Here is a 17,586-nt window from a genome sequence, read left to right on the forward strand (position 1 = left end):
CCAATGTTACTTAAATATCGTAGTGATTATCAAAAAATTGCGATGGGCCTGCTCAGTTTGCTACCGACTTTCAAGGACTGGGACCGGTTGCAACGTGAGCTGGCCTGGTATCAGGACGGCACGGACCGGACCTTGTATCTTTGGAAGGATGAACACGATGATTTTGCCGGGGTCTTGGGGACCGAAACGCAGGGAGATTTTTTGATCGTGCGGTTGATCACCTTGATGCCGGATAAACAACTGACCCGCAACACGTGGCAGATGTTGGACCAATTGGCGACGGCGGTGCCGACCAAGCGGTTGATGGGCACCTTAACGACCGCCAAGATTATTGCAAAATGGGAGTATCACCATGGACAAAGCCACGCACAACGGGCAGCCACTGATTCAGGTCAGTGACTTTGAAGGCCCGCTAGATTTACTGTTACATCTAATTAAAACCAACGAAATGGATATTTACGATATCCGGATTACCACCATTACCAGCCAGTATCTGACCTACCTGCACCAAATGCAGACGCTGCGGTTAGATATTGCCGGGGAGTATTTTGTGATGGCGGCCAACTTGATGGCCATCAAGGCTAAACTATTGTTGCCCAAACCGCAAACCGTGGCGCCCGTCGATGAAGACGTGGCCGACGATCCCCGCGAAGAACTGGTGAACCAATTGTTGGAGTACCAACGCTATAAGCAAGCGGCCCAGGAATTGAAGCAGCGCGCAGCCGCCCGGCAACGACACTTCACCCGTCCAGCGATGGCGGTGCCCGATACGGTGGCGTTGACCGTGGCACCGGGCATTCAACCCGCCGACCTGCAGAGTGCCTTACAGCGGTTGATTCATCGCGCCATGGTGGCCAAGCCGGTCACGCAAAGCATTCACCAGGAACACTTTACCATCAAGCACCAAATGCAAACGGTGCTCACGCGGTTGAAACGCGCGGCGGGGCCGGTCGATTTCGACGGCTTACTGGCCAAGCGCCCGGTCATGGAAGAAATCGTCACCACCTTCTTGGCGGTGCTCGAATTGGCCCGGCAACGGCAGGTTCGTCTGCAACAGGCCGGCCGCCTGGCACCGTTACAAGTGAATTTTCTAAAAATGGAAGGAAGTTATACCCCCGATGTCACCTCTAGCACAGATTGAAAGTCTCCTGTTCGTCAGCGGTGATGAAGGGATTACCGTCGCCGATCTGGCTGTGGCCACCGGTTTGATGCGGCCCGCCATTTTGGCGAGTCTGGAAAAGCTGGCACAGAAATACGCCGCCGATACGGATTGTGCGCTGGAACTGATGGTCAATGATACCACCTACCGCTTGGTCACCAAGGCCGACGTGGCGCCCGTGATCAAGCACTACTTTGAGAACCCGTTGAGCACGAGCTTGTCGCCGGCGTCGCTCGAGGTGTTGGCCATCATCGCGTATCGTCAGCCGATCACGCGAATCGAAGTCGATGAGATCCGCGGCGTTCAGAGTGCCTCGACCGTACAAAAGCTGGTCTTGCGCCGGTTGATCGAAGACGCGGGGCGTTTGGACGAACCGGGCCGGCCAAAACTGTATCGGACCAGTGACTACTTCTTAGACTACTTTGGGTTGCAGCAACTGGCCGACTTACCACCACTGCCCGCCGCAGCGACCCCTAGCGAGTCGACGACCGACACGGACGGCGGCGATTTATTCTTACAGGCCTTTAACCAACAGCTCAACCAATCAGGAGATGAAAGCTAATTATGGAACGTTTACAAAAAGTTTTGGCCCACGCCGGGGTCGCTTCACGGCGGCAATCCGAAAAATTAATCATGAGTGGCCGGGTGCGCGTCAACGACACCGTGGTCACGGAACTGGGGACTAAGGTCGGCGTGCACGATAAGATCGTGGTCGACGGCGTCCCGGTCACCAGCGAAACCCCCGTGTACATCATGTTGTACAAGCCGCGAGGGGTCATTTCGACCGCCAACGACGACAAGGGTCGTAAGACGGTGGTCGACCTGGTGGAAAATGTCAGCCAGCGCATTTATCCCGTGGGCCGGTTGGACTACGATACCTCGGGGTTGTTGTTACTGACCAACGACGGGGAACTGGCCAACCGCTTGACGCACCCGAAGTATGAAGTCGAGAAGACCTACATCGCTAAGGTCACGGGAACGCCGACCAATGACGCGATGAAGACGTTGCGGCAAGGTATTACGGTCGACGGTGAGACCTATGCGCCGGCCAAGAGCAAGATCATCAGTTCTGACCCCAAGAAGAAAACGGCGATTGTTTCGCTGACGATTCATGAAGGGAAGAACCACCAGGTCAAAAAGATGTTGGCGGCCATGAACTTGCCCGTGGAAAAGTTAAAGCGGGAACAGTATGGCTTCTTGACACTCAAGGGGTTAAACGCCGGGGATTACCGGCCGTTGAAGCCAGAAGAAGTCAAGGAATTGCGCAGATTGACCGGATTGGCGTAAGAGCAACGGTTGACAGCGCTCGCAATTCTTAGTATATTATGGTTGTAATAAAAATTTGGTTCATCTTCAGGGCAGGGTGGAATTCCCGACCGGCGGTAAAGTCCGCGACCCGCGTGAGCGGTGGATTCGGTGCAACTCCGAAACCGACAGTATAGTCTGGTATGCAGAAGATGGAGACGTTGCTTTTTGCGCAAACAATTTTACGTAAATCCCAAGGTCTTGCCCTTCTGTGGTAAGGCCTTTTTCTGTGCTTTACCACGAGATGACCGCAAGGAGGAACAAGTATCATGGAAAATAGTCATAGCGGGTTAAAGGTTCGGTCGATGGTTGAGATGGCCCTGTTTGCGGGGTGTGCGTACGTCTTGATGTTCGTGTCAGTGCCGCTCATTCCCATCGTGCCGTACATGAAGCTGGATCTCAGCGACCTGGTCGTCTTATTAGGCATGAGTCTGTTCGGTCCTGCCGGCGCCGTGATGATTGCGGCCGTGAAAGAATTACTGTACTTTGTATCGACCGGTATGGACATCGTAAACTTCATCGGCGTCTTGACGGCCTTCATTGCTGACATCGCCTACATCTTGCCCATCAGTTACGTGCTGAAACGCAAGCAAGCGGAAGCGCAACCGACCCTGTCGCGGCAGATTGGTGCCGTGGTGGCCGGAACCTTGACCCTGACGGTGGTCTTGTCTTTGGCCAACTGGTGGGTCATCACGCCGTTGTACCTGAAGGTCTGGGGCATGTCACTGGGATTGCCAGTCAACAAGTTGATTTTGTTAGGCGTCATTCCGTTCAACCTCTTGAAGGGGGTCATCTTGGGGATTCTCTTCATCTTATTGAGCCGGCGGATGGCACCATGGCTGGCTAAGCATACGCTGTCATAAGGCGATTAATCACAAATTTAAGCAAATCAAGGACTGGCGGCTTGCCGGTCCTTTTTCTATGGTAAACTGGGAACAGACATTTTACACCAGATAAGCGCCGCATCATTAAGCATGAAAGGGGGACCCACCGTGGAGGCCGTGGATTTAGGGCAATTGTTAAGCGCGCAGCAGGATCGCCGAATTCGGGTGATCGAAAATCTTTTGCGGGGCAAGAAAACGGTGTCGACCCTGTATTGGGGGCAGCGCTATCGGCTGTTGCCCTTGTTGAATTTGGACAAGCACCTCCAGCGGGGTGGCTTAGATGACGCCATTCAAGAACTGCAACACCGCGGCTGGGCGACCGTCGATGGCGACCAGGCGACGGTGCGGTTGACGGCAGCAGGCGAGCAGCAATTGGCCCAGCGTGCCTATTATCGCCCCGTGACCACCGATCAGTGGGTCAATTTGGATCTAGTCGCCGCCCGGCAGCGGCTCTTGTTAGCGGTACAGGTGACCTCCCAATTTGCCCACAGTACCGCGCGCTATTATCCTTTGGCGACGGATCAAGAAACGCGGCGAGCCGTGCGCCAGTGGTTTCATCGACGAAAGAGCCCGACGCTGGCACCGCAATTAGGAGCGGCACTGACGCACAGTCTCCAGCAACTGCCTGGACAAACGGCTGGGGTGGTGACCGACCAGTTCACCGGCTTTGGTCAACCGGGCTTGACCAGCGAACAGGTGGCGGCCGCTCATCAGTGGACCGTTTGGGAGGTGCATTTGATGCAGATCGACGGGGTGGTCCAGATTGCCCAAGACGCCCGTCAGGCCGATCATCCGCTCCACGACTTGTTGGGGCCACTGTGGCAAGTGCCGATTTCGCGCAGTGCCCAGGCCACGCTGACCGCCATAGAAGCAGGTGGGGATCTGGCACGCGTGGCGACGATCCGCAAGATCAAGCTGAGTACTGTGCGCGAACACCTGTTGGAGGCAGCTATCATGTTGCCACTACGGGACTTTCCCTATGAACGCGTCTTGCCGCCCCAAGTCCGCCAAGATTTTGCGGCAGTCTTGGCGGGGTCGGTGGACGACTGGCAGTACACTAATTTACCGGAAGAACTGCAGACCCGATATGATTTCTTTTATTTTCGACTATTTGCCATCTGGCAGATCAAGGAGGCGACCGCGTGATGGAACCGTTGACGACCAGTTTGAAACGCGTCTTTGGCTTTGAGCACTTCCGCTCCGGTCAAGAGCAAGCGCTGACTAGCCTAGAAAATGGGCACGATACCCTGGCCATCTTACCGACCGGGGCCGGGAAAACGCTGATCTATCAGTTGTACGGCTACCGCCACCCGGGGTGCGTGTTGATCGTGTCGCCACTGTTGTCGCTGATGAACGACCAGGTCAACCGGATGCGCATGAGCGGGTTCAAACGGGCCGCGGCCATTACGTCGCAGACGCCGTTTGGGGAACGCCTGAGCATTTTAAATCATTTGAACCAATACCAATTCTTATTTCTCTCACCGGAAATGTTGGCGCAACCCCAGATGCTGGCCCGCTTGCAGCAGATCAGGCTCAGCCTGTTGGTGGTGGATGAGGCCCACTGTATCGTGCAGTGGGGCCCAGACTTTCGCCCGGAGTATTTGTTGTTAGGCGCGATTCGTGAAAAGCTCCACCACCCGTTGACCCTGATGCTAACGGCGACGGCGGGCCAACAGACGCGTGCGGAGATCGCCAAACAGCTGCGTAGCCAGCCGCAGGTCGTCACAGAGTCGGTCAACCGGCCGAATATCTATTTGGATGTCGAAAACGTGGCGGACGAGGCCACCAAGCAGTCGCGCTTGCAGGACCTGGTGGCCCATTTGCGGCGGCCGGGGGTCGTGTATTTCTCTAGTAAGCAACAGGCCACGGATACGGCCCTGTGGTTGCGCGATACGACGGGCGTCACGGCCGCGGCCTATCATGCCGGGCTGGATGCCGAGGACCGCTTTAAGATCCAGCAACAGTTCATGGCGGGCCAACTCGACGTCATCTGTGCGACCAGCGCCTTTGGCATGGGCATCGATAAGGATGACGTGCGCTTTGTGATCCACTACCACTTACCGGCCGACTTGGAGAGTTACGCCCAAGAAATTGGCCGGGCCGGACGTGACGGCCACCCCAGCGTGGCAATCTTGCTCTATGCTCCGGGCGATGAACAGTTGCCGCTGGCCTTGGGGCAGGCCAACCGGCCCGAGGTCGACACGATTCAGCGGTACTACGCCCACCCCCAGAACTTTGCGGCCGACGATCCCCAGATTCAGTTACTGGCTTTTTATCGATCGCATGGCATCAGTGAAGACGCCGTGGTGCGGCTGTTTGCCAGTCGGGAGCAGGAACGGAATCACGCGTTGGCTCAAATGTTGGCGTACGTGCGGACCGAAACGTGCTTGCGGGCTACGTGGCTGCAGGCTTTTGACGAGACCAGTCCAGCCCACACGGCGCGGTGTTGTGCACCGGGCAACGTGGCCCTTGACCTGGCGGCACTGGGTCTGACCCGTCAGGCAGCGGCGCCCACGCCTGAAGCGGTACCGTGGCAGGAGCGGCTGGCGCGGTTGTTTTAGGGTGGGTAAGTGGTCCCCCCAAAAAAATTGTCAGCGGATCATAGCTTAATGTTGACATTTCAAGTGCCATTAGCGATAATTGGCGTAGTGATAAGGATGAACGAAAAGGCCGTGCCTTTCTCATCATCCGTTTTTATCACCCTAATTCTGATTGCTTGCTAAAAGCAATGAAGTGGTTATGAGCGCGCCACGTTCCCCCGCGGGTGGGTTATCCTAGCGTTAGCCGCATGGGGCCGAATCCATGATTGCGCTCTTTTTTTGTACATAAGAATGGATGTGAAAAGTTGTCGACAGAACGGGAATTGAAGACTATTTTTGACAGCTTTAATCGCTTATTTAATGGTCGAACCTTACTGCTTTCAACTTCGTACGTTCATCTAGAAGACTTTTACATCCGCTTTGATACGTTACAATTATGCCATCTACTGGGTTTACACAAAATCTATCGTGACCCTGCTAAAGTGATGTATCAAAAGGTTTTGGCAGGTGAAATAACGTTGGCGAAGCTTAAGAGAAACCAACATTATGGTGAAATTAAGGATAGGATTGGAAACATTGATTTTCTCCGTGAAGGTTTCATTGATGCGCCCTTTAAGACCTGCATCTTAGTTGCGAAGACCGATAACTAAAATTCGATGAGGCTGGACCTGGTCTTTAAAGGAAATCGAAATTCACGTAAATTAGTTGTTGGTTTACGACGAGTAGATAAGGAATTACAGCCTGTGGTATTTGCCCCAGTGACGTTTTTTGTGACTAAGAGTAAGTATTTTGATTATCGGCATTCCAAGCGAATAGAAATTGTGGGCTTTGAATGGCTTAATTAAATAGGGTGGGCTACTTTGCCATGCGCGACGGCGAGTGGCTTTTTTAATTTTGATTTCTGCGTTGACATACAATAGCAGGACTTGCTAGAAAAAAGTTACGGTGAACTGACACAAATACAGAAAGTCACTAGCTGGGCATTCCGAAAAATAGTTAAGATATTCTAAGAAATCCCGACATGGCAACATTTTAGGTAATTATAGCTATCGAAAACATCGTGCCCGTGGTACAATTACGGGTGAAAGTTTTTCAGGGAGGTTAGATGATGAGTCAGAAGCGTGACGATCAAACGTCGAAGGAGCAAGAGTCCCACCCGTGGGATCAATCGTTTGCCGATGATCGCGACGATCAGGGTAACCTGTCACGAACGAAAATGCGGCGACAAAACCATAGCAACACCATGGTGACCGTTATTTTGGTTGCCATTATCATTGTGATTGCGGCGGCATCATTGGTTTACGGTTTGGCGCGTCAAAGCGCAGTTAATCGGCCCCAAAATACGGAAAAGGTGGCGGCTAGTTCCTCCAGCTCATCCAGTAAGGCCAAGAGTTCGAGCCACAAGAAGAAGTCTTCTTCAAAGCGGTCTTCTTCAACTGTGGCCAGTTCCAGCACACCTAAGAAATCCACGACTTCAACCACAACTGCTAGTTCAGCACGAACGACTAGCAGTTCTTCGGCTACCACGAGTTCGGCGGCCCAGAGCAGTACGACTACTAGCACAAGCAGTAGCCAGCAAACGACCAGCAGTAGCACGAGTAGCGCCACGACGGGTGAAAAATACGCCACGGTCGAATCTGGTCAGGGGGTTTACCGGGTGGCCACCAACGCGGGTATTTCCGTGGATAAGTTGTTGGCTTTAAACGGCCTGTCTTCCGGTGCTTCACTGCATCCAGGACAGAAGTTACGGGTTCGCTAAGCGTTAAAATTATTTTGATAGGAGTTTGGTTTTCATGGAGAAACAAGGATTGCAAGTTGCCATTGATGGCCCCGCATCGGCCGGCAAGAGTACGGTTGCCAAGATCGTAGCCCAACGTTTTCACTACATTTACTGTGACACAGGGGCGATGTACCGGGCAATTACCTGGAAGGTGTTACAAGCAGGCGTCGGTTTGACCGACGAAGCAGCCGTTAAGGCCTTGCTGGATCAGATCACGATTCGTTTTGAACCGGGGACCCCGGAACAAAAGGTCTTCGTTGATGATACGGAAGTCACGTTGGCCATTCGCCAACCGGATGTCACGAATTCTGTGTCGGCGGTTTCTGCCTTACCCGCAGTGCGGGCCGAATTAACGGAACGGCAACGGCAGATCGCTGATGCTGGCGGAATTGTGATGGACGGTCGTGATATTGGGTCCACGGTCTTGCCCCACGCGCAAGTCAAGATCTTCTTGGTTGCCAGTGTGGATGAACGGGCGCAACGGCGTTTGAAGGATAACGCGGCCAAGGGCATCGATACGCCGCTGGCAACCCTGAAACACGAGATCGAAGAACGTGACCGCAAAGACTCCACCCGGAAGGTCTCACCACTGACGCAGGCGGCGGACGCAATCCGCTTGGATACCACGTCTATGAGCATCGAACAGGTGGCTGACAAGATCGCAGAAATCATCCAGAAAAAAGAATCCTAGAGAAATAGGCATTTTACTAGCTTTTACTAGCATAATCAGCTAAAATAGTATATAGAGTTGTCGCAAGGAGGAAAAATTCGCATGAGTGAAAATGGCACGAGTCAAAACAATGAAAATAACGATCTGTTAGATGCTTTAAACAGCATCGACACCGTTAAAGTTGGTGACGTTGTTAAGGGTGAAGTCTTAGCAATCGATGATGACCAACAAGCAATCGTTGGGATTGCTGATACTGGCGTTGAAGGGGTTGTTCCCAAGAAGGAACTCTCAACTAAGCCAGTTGACGATATTAAAGAAGTAATTAAAGTCGGGGACGTATTAGACCTCGTCGTAATTTCTAAGATTGGTTCCGATAAGGAAGGCGGCAGTTACTTACTGTCACAACGTCGTTTGGAAGCCCGTAAGGTTTGGGACGACATCCAAAAGGAATTTGAAGCAGGTCACACGTTGACTGCCCCTGTTACCCAAGTGGTTAAGGGTGGTTTAGTGGTTGACGCCGGTGTGCGTGGATTCGTTCCTGCATCCATGGCTTCAGATCACTTCGTTGAAGACTTATCTCAATTCAAGGGCCAAACCCTGGAATTTAAGATCGTCGAAATCGAACCTAGTGAAAATCGTCTGATCTTATCCCACCGCGCAATTGTTGAGAAGCAACGCGCTGCTCAAAAGGAAGAGATCATGTCCAAGTTAACGGCTGGGGACATCGTTGAAGGTAAAGTTGCCCGTTTGACCAACTTTGGTGCCTTCGTTGACCTTGGTGGCGTTGACGGCTTAGTTCACGTTTCAGAAATCGCCTTTGAACGGGTTGAAAAGCCTAGCGATGTCTTGAAGGTGGGCCAAGAAGTTAAGGTTAAGGTCTTATCTGTAGATCCAGACCGCGACCGGATTTCCCTTTCCATCAAGCAAACCTTACCAGAACCTTGGGACGGTATCGAAGAAAAGGCCCCTCAAGGCAGTGTCTTGGACGGGACTGTTAAGCGCCTGACTAGCTTTGGTGCCTTCGTTGAAGTCTTCCCAGGTGTTGAAGGTTTGGTTCACATTTCTCAAATTTCTCACCAACACATCGCAACGCCTGCTGACGTTTTGAAGGTTGGTCAAGAAATCAAGGTTAAGGTCTTAGATGTTCGTCCAGACGATCACCGTTTGGCATTGTCCATCAAGGCTTTGGAAGAAAAGCCACAATCAGCTGACGATTCTTCTGAAAACCACAGCAACAACAACCGCGGTCGGAACAATGGCGGCAACAACCGTCGTCGTAACAACCGGAACAGTGCAGAAACTTCAACGGCTAACGCCCCAGAAGAAAGCACCGGTTTCTCTTTAGGTGACCTCATTGGGGACAGCTTGAAGAAAGATATGGAAGATAACGAAAACAACTAATACGTTTGGTTGAAGAGGGTTTGGAACGGAACTTTGTTGGTTTCGTTCTGAACCCTTTTCATGTCACTTAACGTTATTTTGAAAAGGAGGGATTTATTGTGGCATTTCCAATTGTTGCCATTGTTGGCCGGCCTAACGTGGGTAAATCCACGTTGTTCAACCGCATCGCCGGCGAACGGATCTCCATTGTTGAGGATACGCCCGGGGTCACGCGGGACCGGATCTACACTCACGCCGAATGGTTGGGGACCGAGTTTCGAATGATCGATACCGGGGGAATTGACCTCGGCGATGAACCATTTTTGACGCAAATTACCCAACAGGCCGAAATTGCAATCGATGAGGCCGACGTCATCGTCTTTATCGTCAGTGCACCTGAGGGGGTGACCGACGCCGATGAAAAGGTCGCCAAGATTTTGTATCGGGCTGATAAGCCGGTCATCTTGGCCGTCAACAAGGCCGATAACCCCGAGACCAGAGAAACGGTCTATGACTTCTACTCCCTGGGCTTTGGCGATCCGTACCCCGTTTCTGGGGTCCACGGGTTGGGTCTAGGGGATCTCCTGGACGCCGTCGTCAAGGAATTCCCTGACGATGATGGTGCGCCTAAGGATGATTCCATCCGCTTCAGTCTGATTGGTCGGCCAAACGTGGGGAAATCCTCACTGGTCAACGCCATGTTGGGCGAAGACCGGGTGATCGTCTCCAACATCGCCGGGACGACGCGTGACGCGGTCGATACCAAGTTTACGGCCGAGGATACTAAGTTCACGATGGTCGATACGGCCGGAATCCGTAAACGCGGGAAGGTCTACGAAAATACCGAACGCTACAGTGTCATGCGGGCCATGCGCGCCATCGATGACTCCGACGTCGTGCTGGTGGTTTTGAACGCCGAAGAAGGCATTCGTGAACAGGATAAGCGGGTCGCGGGTTACGCCCATGAGGCTGGCCGGGGGATTATCATCCTGGTCAACAAGTGGGACACCTTAAAGAAGGACAACCACACGCTGACGGACTTCCAAAACTTGATTCGCCAAGAGTTCCAATACCTCAGCTATGCGCCGATCGTCTTTGTCTCGGCAAAGACCGGGCAGCGGCTGGAACAATTGCCAGCCATGATCAAGCGGGTCTCTGAGAACCACAACAAGCGGGTCCAATCGGCCACGTTAAACGACGTGATCATGGACGCCATTGCCCTGAACCCGACGCCTTCCGACAACGGCAAGCGGCTGCGGGTCTACTACGGCACTCAGGTCGCCGTGGCGCCACCAACCTTCGTGGTCTTCGTCAACGACCCGAAGATGATGCACTTCTCCTACGAGCGTTTCTTGGAAAATCAGATCCGCGAACACTTCGATTTCGAGGGGACGCCAATCCACTTGATCGAACGCGCGCGGAAGTAGGAAAAGGGGCTTAAGACCAGCATTTTCGCCATTTTTTAATGATTTCTTAGTAAAATCAGTGATTCTGCAAGTTTTCTTGCTAAAAAATGGCGTTATCCCTTGTCATATAAGGCTTCCTGTGCTATCTTTGATAAAGAAATGATGCGGTTGACCGTATTTGTTTCATCATTTTTGGACCACTCAAAAATGATCACTAGATGGCATTCATCTAATCTTCTATTCAGGAGGTGAATTCAAAATGGCAAACAAAGCACAATTGGTTAGCGACGTTGCAACTGCAACTGGCTTAACTAAAAAGGACGCAACGGCTGCAGTTGATGCAGTCTTCGATTCTGTCCAAGCAACTTTAGCTAAAGGCGAAAAGGTTCAATTGATCGGCTTTGGTAACTTTGAAGTTCGTGAACGTGCAGCTCGTAAGGGCCGTAACCCACAAACTGGACAAGAAATCCAAATTCCTGCAAGCAAAGTACCTGCATTCAAGCCAGGTAAAGCTTTAAAGGATGCTGTTAAGTAATTATTCTTAATTATTTAACGCTTAAAAAGAGTCAGTGCGGTGTCTGCCGGGCTGGCTTTTTTGTGGTGCTTAACCATTTTGACGGGTCAACCGTGATGCCAGCGAATCGTTAAGTCCCACTTTTACGCCAATGGTGGTAAGATGGTGGGTGCTGGTTAAATCGACTAAAAATGAGTCACACAGAAAAAATGGAGGCGGGTTATGAGTTACGCAGAAACGGCACTGGACCAATTGGAAAAGGGGCAACTCGAGGCATTTAAGAAGCAGTACGCCTTGTCCCTGCGCCACGACGATGACGATACCCTGTTTAGCCTGGGTGAGGAACTGTATTCCCTGGGATTTCTCAATCAGTCCCGACGCATTTACGAAAAATTATTGAAAAAGTATCCCGATGAAGATGAGCTGCGGACCAACTTGGCCGACATCGCCATCGATGAGGATAAAAACGACGAAGCCTTAGATTATTTGAACCAGGTCAAGCCGGATTCCCCGGCGTACGTCGAATCCTTGATGGTGGCCGCCGACTTGTATCAGACCCAGGAGTTGTTCGAGGTTAGTGAACAAAAGCTCCTGACGGCGAAGAAATTAGCCCCTGACGAGCCCGTCATCACGTTTGCCTTGGCGGAGCTGTACTTCACCATGCGCGAGTTCAGAAAGGCCATTCCGCTGTATTTAGACCTGATCACGGCCGGCACCACCGAGTTGTCCAAGGTCAACCTGGTGGAACGGCTCGGGGTCGCCTATGCCAATGCCGGGCGGTTTGAACAGGCCATTGGCTATCTCAAGCAGATTCACCCGGGTGATATGACCCCGGATGTGAAATTTGAAACGGCATTCACCTACCTGCAGCTCAAGGAACGGACCACGGCCATTCGGCTCTTCGAAGAACTCAAGGACAGCGATGCACATTACACGTCTTTGTACCCGTACTTGGGTCAGGCACTAGAGGCGGAAAATCGGCTGCCAGAGGCGCTTAAGGCACTCCAGGAGGGCTTGGGCGTGGACCAATACAACGAGAAACTCTGGTTGCAGGCGGCCCATGTGGCGACGCGCTTGGACGATGAGGCGTTGGCTGAAAAATACCTGACGCACGGGCATCAACTGGATAGCGACGACTTAAGTGCGGTCATTCAGCTCAGCAACCTTTACGTGAAGCAGGAGCGGTGGCAAGAAAACGTGGATCTGGTCCAACCGTATGTGAAGAGCGACGATGCTGATCCGCAGTTGTACTGGAACCTGGCGATCTCGGCTGAACACCAAGAAGACTTTGCGGCGGCACGGAAGTATTACGACGCCGCTCAGCCATTCTTCATGGACCAGGCAGACTTCTTGAAGCCAGCCATCTACTTCTACCGCGAAGAAGGGGCCAGCGACCAGGTCATCAAGTTACTGCACGCTTATTTACGAGTCGTGCCGGACGACGATGAAATGGCATTGATGCTAGAAGGTTATGAAGACTAACCAGGAGAAGAGGCCTGCTGCGGCGGGCTTCTTTTTTAATTGTGTGAACACACAATGATTACTTTAACTTAGAGCGCAAAAATAAAAGCAACCGCAAAGCCCGCGGTTGCCAACCCCAGTTCCTAGTGCTTTAATTTGCCCAGCCAACCTTTCTTGGGCACCTGAAACGAGAAGCCTTCACCCAGCGCTTCATTGACGTTGATAATAGAGACGAAGGCCTTGTCGTCATGGTGCGCGATGATTTGCCGTAACCGGTGGAGCTCACTAGGCGCGACCACCACGTAGAGCAACTTGCGGGCCTGATGTGAATAGCCACCTTCGCCGTCAATCAGGCTCACGCCGCGTTCCAGACGGGCCATGATGTCGTCCGCAATTTCCTGGTGCTTGGGGGAAACGATGATGACGCCGCGGGCCGCATACGCGCCTTCCTGCGTGAAGTTGACGATGCGTGCGAAGATGTAGGAATAGATCAAGGTGTAGGCCATGTGCTGTACATCGATGTAGACCAGTGAGATCAACAAGACCACCACGTCCAGGTAGAGCAGGGTGCGGCCCATGGGCACGCCCCGAAACCGTTCAAAGATCCGGGCAATGATATCGGTTCCCCCGGTGGTCCCACCGTAACGGTACAGGAGGCCAGACCCAAAGCCCCCGATGATCCCAGCACCCAAGGCCGACAGCAATAGGTCGCCGTGTAGCTGAATGACGAAGGGCACCCGTTGCCAGATCCACAAAAACAGGGACAACATAATCGTGCCATAAATCGTGTAGATCAGCGATTGGCGACCCAAGAACCGCCAGCCAATCAAAATGAGGGGCACGTTGATCAGAATCGTCGAATAGGCCGGGTCGATGCCAAATAAGGCCCGCAGAATCAAGGTGATCCCGGAAATTCCGCCATCGGCCAGGTGGTTGGCGATGTTGAAGAAGACCAACCCGAAGGCAAACATTGCACAACCTAAACCGATCATGCATAAATCTAGTAGACGAACTGACTCGTCTTGTGGTGCCATAAGACTCACTCCCAACGATAAAAGTACTGTCATTATCATAGCACAGCGGCCCGGCATGGTGGGACAAAACTCGTTTATGCTGTGCTGGCCGCCTACCGTTCACTAGATATGAGTTGGAACGCTGAGGCCGCTTTGAGCCGAAAGTCGCGTCTCAAAGTGGCCTCATAGTCGAAACGTGCGCCAACAGGCAACTGGCGAACGGTAGGCGGTCAGCACCAACGTTGTCCAGTAAAAAAGCGCCAGTGGTTTGGTTTCAATTTCACGGCAGAATCTGTTAGACTGGCATAGTGAGTAAAAATCGAAAATAACTGGCAAAAGGGTGAGCAAATTGAAGCTAAACAAGTTACCACATGAATTTGAATTGGCCCGGCCGGTTCTTCAGACCATTGAACAGGCCGGCTATGAGGCCTATTTCGTCGGTGGCAGCGTTCGCGATACCATCTTGGGTAAAGACATCCATGACGTGGACATCGCCACTAGTGCGTATCCTAACGAGATTAAAGGGCTGTTCAAGCGTACCGTGGACACCGGAATCGAACACGGTACCGTCATGATTTTGGATCACGGGACCGGCTACGAGACTACCACGTTTCGCTCGGAATCGACCTATACCGATTTTCGGCGGCCAGACCAGGTGACCTTCGTCCGGTCGTTGAATGAGGACTTAAAACGTCGGGATTTCACTATCAACGCCTTGGCCATGAAGGAAGACGGGACGGTCATCGACTTGTTCGACGGGCTAGCGGATCTTAAGCACCGCCAGATTCGTGCCGTGGGTGATGCGCAGGAACGCTTCCATGAGGACGCCTTGCGCATGATGCGGGCCGTGCGGTTTGCCAGTCAGCTGGACTTTCAGATCGTACCCGAGACACAAGCGGCCATCACGGCGCACGCCCAACTCTTGGCTAAGATTGCGGTCGAGCGGACCCAAGTAGAATTGTTAAAGCTGTTACAGGGCAAGGCCCCGCAACGCGGGCTTCAAGACTTTATGGACACGGGCTTGTGGCAACACTGTCCGGGTTTTGCGGACCACGAGGCGGACTTGGCCGCACTAACGCAACAGCTGACCCACGGCGTCTCCAGTGACACGGCTGCCTGGACGTTGTTGGCCACCAAATTTGGCCTGACCAGCTCCGAAATCACGCCGTTCTTGAAGCACTGGAAGACCGCCAATCAAACCATCACGGCTGTCCAAACGGCCAGTCGCGCGGCCACACTGTTACTGACGGGTGAGTTGACCGCCTGGCAACTTTATCAGTGTGGGGCCGACCTGGTACCCGTGGCCAATGAGGTGGCCGTCATTTTAGGCGCCTCGGATCGCCAATCAGACCTGCAGGCCGCTTTAGCCGCGTTGCCGATTCATCACAAGAAGGAGTTGGCCGCGACGGGTCGTGACCTCATGCAGGCTGGCGTGCAACCCGGACCGCAGCTGGGTGCTATCTTGGGCGACCTTGAATATCAAGTGGTCACCGGCGCGCTGCCCAACGACACGACCGCACTGGTGGCGCACGTTAACGCCAACAAGTAATCTGAAAATAAGAGAGTGAAGCTATGCAAACCTTACGCGCGGAAAATTTACACCGAACTTACGGTGAAAAAACGCTATTTGATAATTTGAATTTTATTATTAACGAACACGATCGTATCGGTCTGATCGGGGTCAACGGGAGTGGGAAGACCTCGTTGTTAAATACCTTGGCCGGCGTCAGCAATGAGCAGTCCGGGGAAATCAACACCCCTAAGGACTACACGATCGGCTATCTGACCCAGGCGCCAGACCTCGATGAAAACCTGACCGTGATGGATGCCGTCTTTTCCGGTGATCAGAAGGTCTTTGTCACGATTCGCCGTTACGAAGCGGCCCTGGCGGCTTACGGGGCACATCCGGACGATGCCAAGGCCCAACAGCGGTATTTGGACGCGGAAGCTCAGATGAACGAAGAAGAGGCCTGGACTGCCGAAAGCGACGTCAAGACGATTTTGACGCAGCTGAAGATCACGGACCTGTCGCAATCCATCAAAACCATGTCTGGGGGCCAAATCAAGCGGGTCGGCTTGGCCCAAGTCCTCATTCAGTCCCCCGACTTATTACTCCTGGACGAACCAACCAACCACTTGGACTTCGATTCCATTGCCTGGCTCCAACAGTATCTGGCCAGCTACAAGGGCGCCTTACTGGTCGTGACTCATGACCGGTACTTCCTGGATCAAATTGCCAACCAAATTTGGGAATTAGACTTCGGGAAGCTCTACCAATATCCGGGGAACTACCAAGCCTACGTCCAAGAAAAGGCCGAACGGGTCAGTCAAGAGGCCGAAGCCGACCAGAAGCAACAACAATTGTACAAGAAGGAATTGGCCTGGATGAAGGCGGGGGCTAAGGCCCGTTCTACCAAGCAACAGGCCCGGATCAACCGCTTCAACGACCTGGCCAGTAACGTGGGGACCCGCCAAGTCCAAAGCAATGTTTCCATCTCGCTGGGCCAACAACGCCTGGGCAAGAAAGTCATCGAGCTCAAAGACGCCAATTTGAAATTGGGCGACCACGTCATTTTAAAGGACTTTAACGACCTGATTCAAGGTGGCGAACGCATCGGGATCAGTGGTGAAAACGGGGCCGGTAAGTCTAGCCTGCTCAACGTGATTGCCCAACGCCTCCCACTAGATTCCGGCATCGTGACGGTGGGCGAGACCGTGAAAATGGCCTACTACACCCAGCAGATCGAACCGATTCCCGAAGACAAGCGGATGATCAATTACCTGTCCGAGGTGGGCCAAAATGTGACCGACAAGGCCGGCAATTCCGTGAGTGTCACGGAACTGCTCGAACAGTTCTTGTTCCCACGGTTCATGCACGGGACGTTGATCCGCAAGCTCTCCGGTGGGGAAAAGCGGCGGCTCTATTTGTTAAAACTATTGATGGAACAGCCCAACGTCTTGTTGCTGGACGAACCGACTAACGATCTAGACATTAGCACGCTGACAGTGTTGGAAGATTACATTTCTCAATTTGCCGGCACCGTCATCACGGTTTCTCATGACCGGTACTTCTTGGATAAGGTGGCCGACCGGCTGTTGATCTTCACCGGTAACGGGCATATCGAGCGGTACTCCGGGCGCTTCAGTAGCTACCTGGCAGACGCCCAGGCGCAAACCAAGCACGCGGCTAAGGCGGAAAAACCCAAGGCCACCGAAAAGCCGCAAGACAAGCCGGACGCGCCCAAGAAAAAGGTCAAGCTGACCTACGCGGAACAAAAGGAATGGGAAGGCATCGAAGGCGTGATCGACGATTTAGAGGACCAAAAGTCACAGGTCCAAGCCGAAATGAATGCCAACGGCGCCAACTACGATAAGTTGGCCGATCTTCAGGCCCAATTAGACGACCTGGACCACCAACTGGATGAAAAGATGACCCGCTGGGAATACCTCAGCGAGTACGCAGAATAGGGAGGC

General features: G+C 52.9%; 17 protein-coding genes and 1 riboswitch. Of the genes, 16 read left to right on the top strand and 1 reads right to left on the bottom strand.

Translation table 11 applies throughout. From position 1 onward, the window contains the following. Nucleotides 1-3: 3 nt before the first annotated feature. The 14 genes from EGT51_RS05890 (at nucleotide 4) to EGT51_RS05950 (ending at nucleotide 13,120) form a co-directional block, all read left to right on the top strand. Nucleotides 4-399, top strand: coding sequence for an N-acetyltransferase (locus EGT51_RS05890; RefSeq protein WP_135367837.1), 396 nt, complete (start codon nucleotides 4-6; stop codon nucleotides 397-399). Continuing rightward, the gene (locus EGT51_RS05895) at nucleotides 353-1,141 is read left to right on the top strand and encodes a segregation and condensation protein A (RefSeq protein WP_135367838.1); all 789 of its coding nucleotides are present in this window, start codon (nucleotides 353-355) and stop codon (nucleotides 1,139-1,141) included. Before EGT51_RS05890 ends, EGT51_RS05895 begins: the two co-directional genes overlap by 47 nt. Beyond that, complete coding sequence (scpB, locus tag EGT51_RS05900) at nucleotides 1,119-1,721, top strand: SMC-Scp complex subunit ScpB (protein WP_135367839.1); 603 nt, start codon at nucleotides 1,119-1,121, stop codon at nucleotides 1,719-1,721. The genes EGT51_RS05895 and scpB overlap by 23 nt, the downstream gene beginning before the upstream one ends. 2 nt (nucleotides 1,722-1,723) lie before the next feature. After that, nucleotides 1,724-2,446: a pseudouridine synthase gene (locus EGT51_RS05905; RefSeq protein ID WP_135367840.1), complete on the top strand. Its 723-nt coding sequence runs from the start codon at nucleotides 1,724-1,726 to the stop codon at nucleotides 2,444-2,446. A gap of 58 nt (nucleotides 2,447-2,504) precedes the next feature. After that, nucleotides 2,505-2,622: riboswitch (FMN riboswitch) on the top strand. A gap of 111 nt (nucleotides 2,623-2,733) precedes the next feature. Beyond that, nucleotides 2,734-3,327, top strand: coding sequence for an ECF transporter S component (locus tag EGT51_RS05910; RefSeq protein WP_135367841.1), 594 nt, complete (start codon nucleotides 2,734-2,736; stop codon nucleotides 3,325-3,327). Nucleotides 3,328-3,456: 129 nt separating this feature from the next. Further along, complete coding sequence (locus EGT51_RS05915) at nucleotides 3,457-4,494, top strand: helix-turn-helix domain-containing protein (RefSeq protein WP_135367842.1); 1,038 nt, start codon at nucleotides 3,457-3,459, stop codon at nucleotides 4,492-4,494. Beyond that, nucleotides 4,494-5,909, top strand: coding sequence for a RecQ family ATP-dependent DNA helicase (locus EGT51_RS05920; protein ID WP_135367925.1), 1,416 nt, complete (start codon nucleotides 4,494-4,496; stop codon nucleotides 5,907-5,909). Before EGT51_RS05915 ends, EGT51_RS05920 begins: the two co-directional genes overlap by 1 nt. Nucleotides 5,910-6,211: 302 nt before the next feature. After that, the gene (locus EGT51_RS13190) at nucleotides 6,212-6,538 is read left to right on the top strand and encodes a PBECR4 domain-containing protein (RefSeq protein ID WP_225428691.1); all 327 of its coding nucleotides are present in this window, start codon (nucleotides 6,212-6,214) and stop codon (nucleotides 6,536-6,538) included. Nucleotides 6,539-6,996: 458 nt separating this feature from the next. Continuing rightward, complete coding sequence (locus EGT51_RS05925) at nucleotides 6,997-7,647, top strand: LysM peptidoglycan-binding domain-containing protein (protein ID WP_135367843.1); 651 nt, start codon at nucleotides 6,997-6,999, stop codon at nucleotides 7,645-7,647. A 34-nt stretch (nucleotides 7,648-7,681) separates the two neighbouring features. After that, on the top strand, nucleotides 7,682-8,359 hold the full coding sequence (cmk, locus tag EGT51_RS05930) for a (d)CMP kinase (RefSeq protein ID WP_167850157.1): 678 nt from the start codon (nucleotides 7,682-7,684) through the stop codon (nucleotides 8,357-8,359). Between the two features lie 81 nt (nucleotides 8,360-8,440). Further along, entirely contained in the window at nucleotides 8,441-9,739 is a 1,299-nt protein-coding gene (gene rpsA, locus EGT51_RS05935; protein WP_125576829.1) for a 30S ribosomal protein S1, read from the top strand. A gap of 98 nt (nucleotides 9,740-9,837) precedes the next feature. Next, nucleotides 9,838-11,145 (top strand): ribosome biogenesis GTPase Der, encoded by a 1,308-nt coding sequence (der, locus tag EGT51_RS05940; protein ID WP_135367844.1) that lies wholly within the window; start codon nucleotides 9,838-9,840, stop codon nucleotides 11,143-11,145. Nucleotides 11,146-11,383: 238 nt separating this feature from the next. Next, complete coding sequence (locus EGT51_RS05945) at nucleotides 11,384-11,659, top strand: HU family DNA-binding protein (RefSeq protein WP_011667553.1); 276 nt, start codon at nucleotides 11,384-11,386, stop codon at nucleotides 11,657-11,659. 201 nt (nucleotides 11,660-11,860) lie between these two features. Next, on the top strand, nucleotides 11,861-13,120 hold the full coding sequence (locus EGT51_RS05950; RefSeq protein ID WP_135367845.1) for a tetratricopeptide repeat protein: 1,260 nt from the start codon (nucleotides 11,861-11,863) through the stop codon (nucleotides 13,118-13,120). A 122-nt stretch (nucleotides 13,121-13,242) separates the two neighbouring features. On the opposite strand, the gene EGT51_RS05955 is transcribed toward EGT51_RS05950, so the two are convergent. Beyond that, nucleotides 13,243-14,133, bottom strand: a complete 891-nt coding sequence (locus EGT51_RS05955) for a YitT family protein (protein ID WP_135367846.1) — start codon at nucleotides 14,131-14,133, stop codon at nucleotides 13,243-13,245. A gap of 328 nt (nucleotides 14,134-14,461) precedes the next feature. On the opposite strand from EGT51_RS05955, the gene EGT51_RS05960 reads away from it, so the two are divergent. Both EGT51_RS05960 and EGT51_RS05965 read left to right on the top strand, forming a co-directional pair. Beyond that, the gene (locus EGT51_RS05960) at nucleotides 14,462-15,661 is read left to right on the top strand and encodes a CCA tRNA nucleotidyltransferase (protein WP_135367847.1); all 1,200 of its coding nucleotides are present in this window, start codon (nucleotides 14,462-14,464) and stop codon (nucleotides 15,659-15,661) included. 23 nt (nucleotides 15,662-15,684) lie between these two features. Continuing rightward, nucleotides 15,685-17,580, top strand: coding sequence for an ABC-F family ATP-binding cassette domain-containing protein (locus EGT51_RS05965; protein WP_135367848.1), 1,896 nt, complete (start codon nucleotides 15,685-15,687; stop codon nucleotides 17,578-17,580). Nucleotides 17,581-17,586 lie beyond the last annotated feature (6 nt).

The organism is Levilactobacillus suantsaiihabitans, assembly GCF_004745505.1.
GTDB classification, from domain to species: domain Bacteria; phylum Bacillota; class Bacilli; order Lactobacillales; family Lactobacillaceae; genus Levilactobacillus; species Levilactobacillus suantsaiihabitans.

What these genes read in the sequence shown, in the direction of transcription:
- EGT51_RS05890 (WP_135367837.1), top strand. Translation starts at nt 4, where the DNA reads ATGTTACTTAAATATCGTAGTGATTATCAAAAAATTGCGATGGGCCTG.
- EGT51_RS05895 (WP_135367838.1), top strand. Translation starts at nt 353, where the DNA reads ATGGACAAAGCCACGCACAACGGGCAGCCACTGATTCAGGTCAGTGAC.
- scpB (WP_135367839.1), top strand. Translation starts at nt 1,119, where the DNA reads ATGTCACCTCTAGCACAGATTGAAAGTCTCCTGTTCGTCAGCGGTGAT.
- EGT51_RS05905 (WP_135367840.1), top strand. Translation starts at nt 1,724, where the DNA reads ATGGAACGTTTACAAAAAGTTTTGGCCCACGCCGGGGTCGCTTCACGG.
- EGT51_RS05910 (WP_135367841.1), top strand. Translation starts at nt 2,734, where the DNA reads ATGGAAAATAGTCATAGCGGGTTAAAGGTTCGGTCGATGGTTGAGATG.
- EGT51_RS05920 (WP_135367925.1), top strand. Translation starts at nt 4,494, where the DNA reads ATGGAACCGTTGACGACCAGTTTGAAACGCGTCTTTGGCTTTGAGCAC.
- EGT51_RS05925 (WP_135367843.1), top strand. Translation starts at nt 6,997, where the DNA reads ATGAGTCAGAAGCGTGACGATCAAACGTCGAAGGAGCAAGAGTCCCAC.
- cmk (WP_167850157.1), top strand. Translation starts at nt 7,682, where the DNA reads ATGGAGAAACAAGGATTGCAAGTTGCCATTGATGGCCCCGCATCGGCC.
- rpsA (WP_125576829.1), top strand. Translation starts at nt 8,441, where the DNA reads ATGAGTGAAAATGGCACGAGTCAAAACAATGAAAATAACGATCTGTTA.
- EGT51_RS05945 (WP_011667553.1), top strand. Translation starts at nt 11,384, where the DNA reads ATGGCAAACAAAGCACAATTGGTTAGCGACGTTGCAACTGCAACTGGC.
- EGT51_RS05950 (WP_135367845.1), top strand. Translation starts at nt 11,861, where the DNA reads ATGAGTTACGCAGAAACGGCACTGGACCAATTGGAAAAGGGGCAACTC.
- EGT51_RS05955 (WP_135367846.1), bottom strand. Translation starts at nt 14,133, where the DNA reads ATGGCACCACAAGACGAGTCAGTTCGTCTACTAGATTTATGCATGATC.
- EGT51_RS05965 (WP_135367848.1), top strand. Translation starts at nt 15,685, where the DNA reads ATGCAAACCTTACGCGCGGAAAATTTACACCGAACTTACGGTGAAAAA.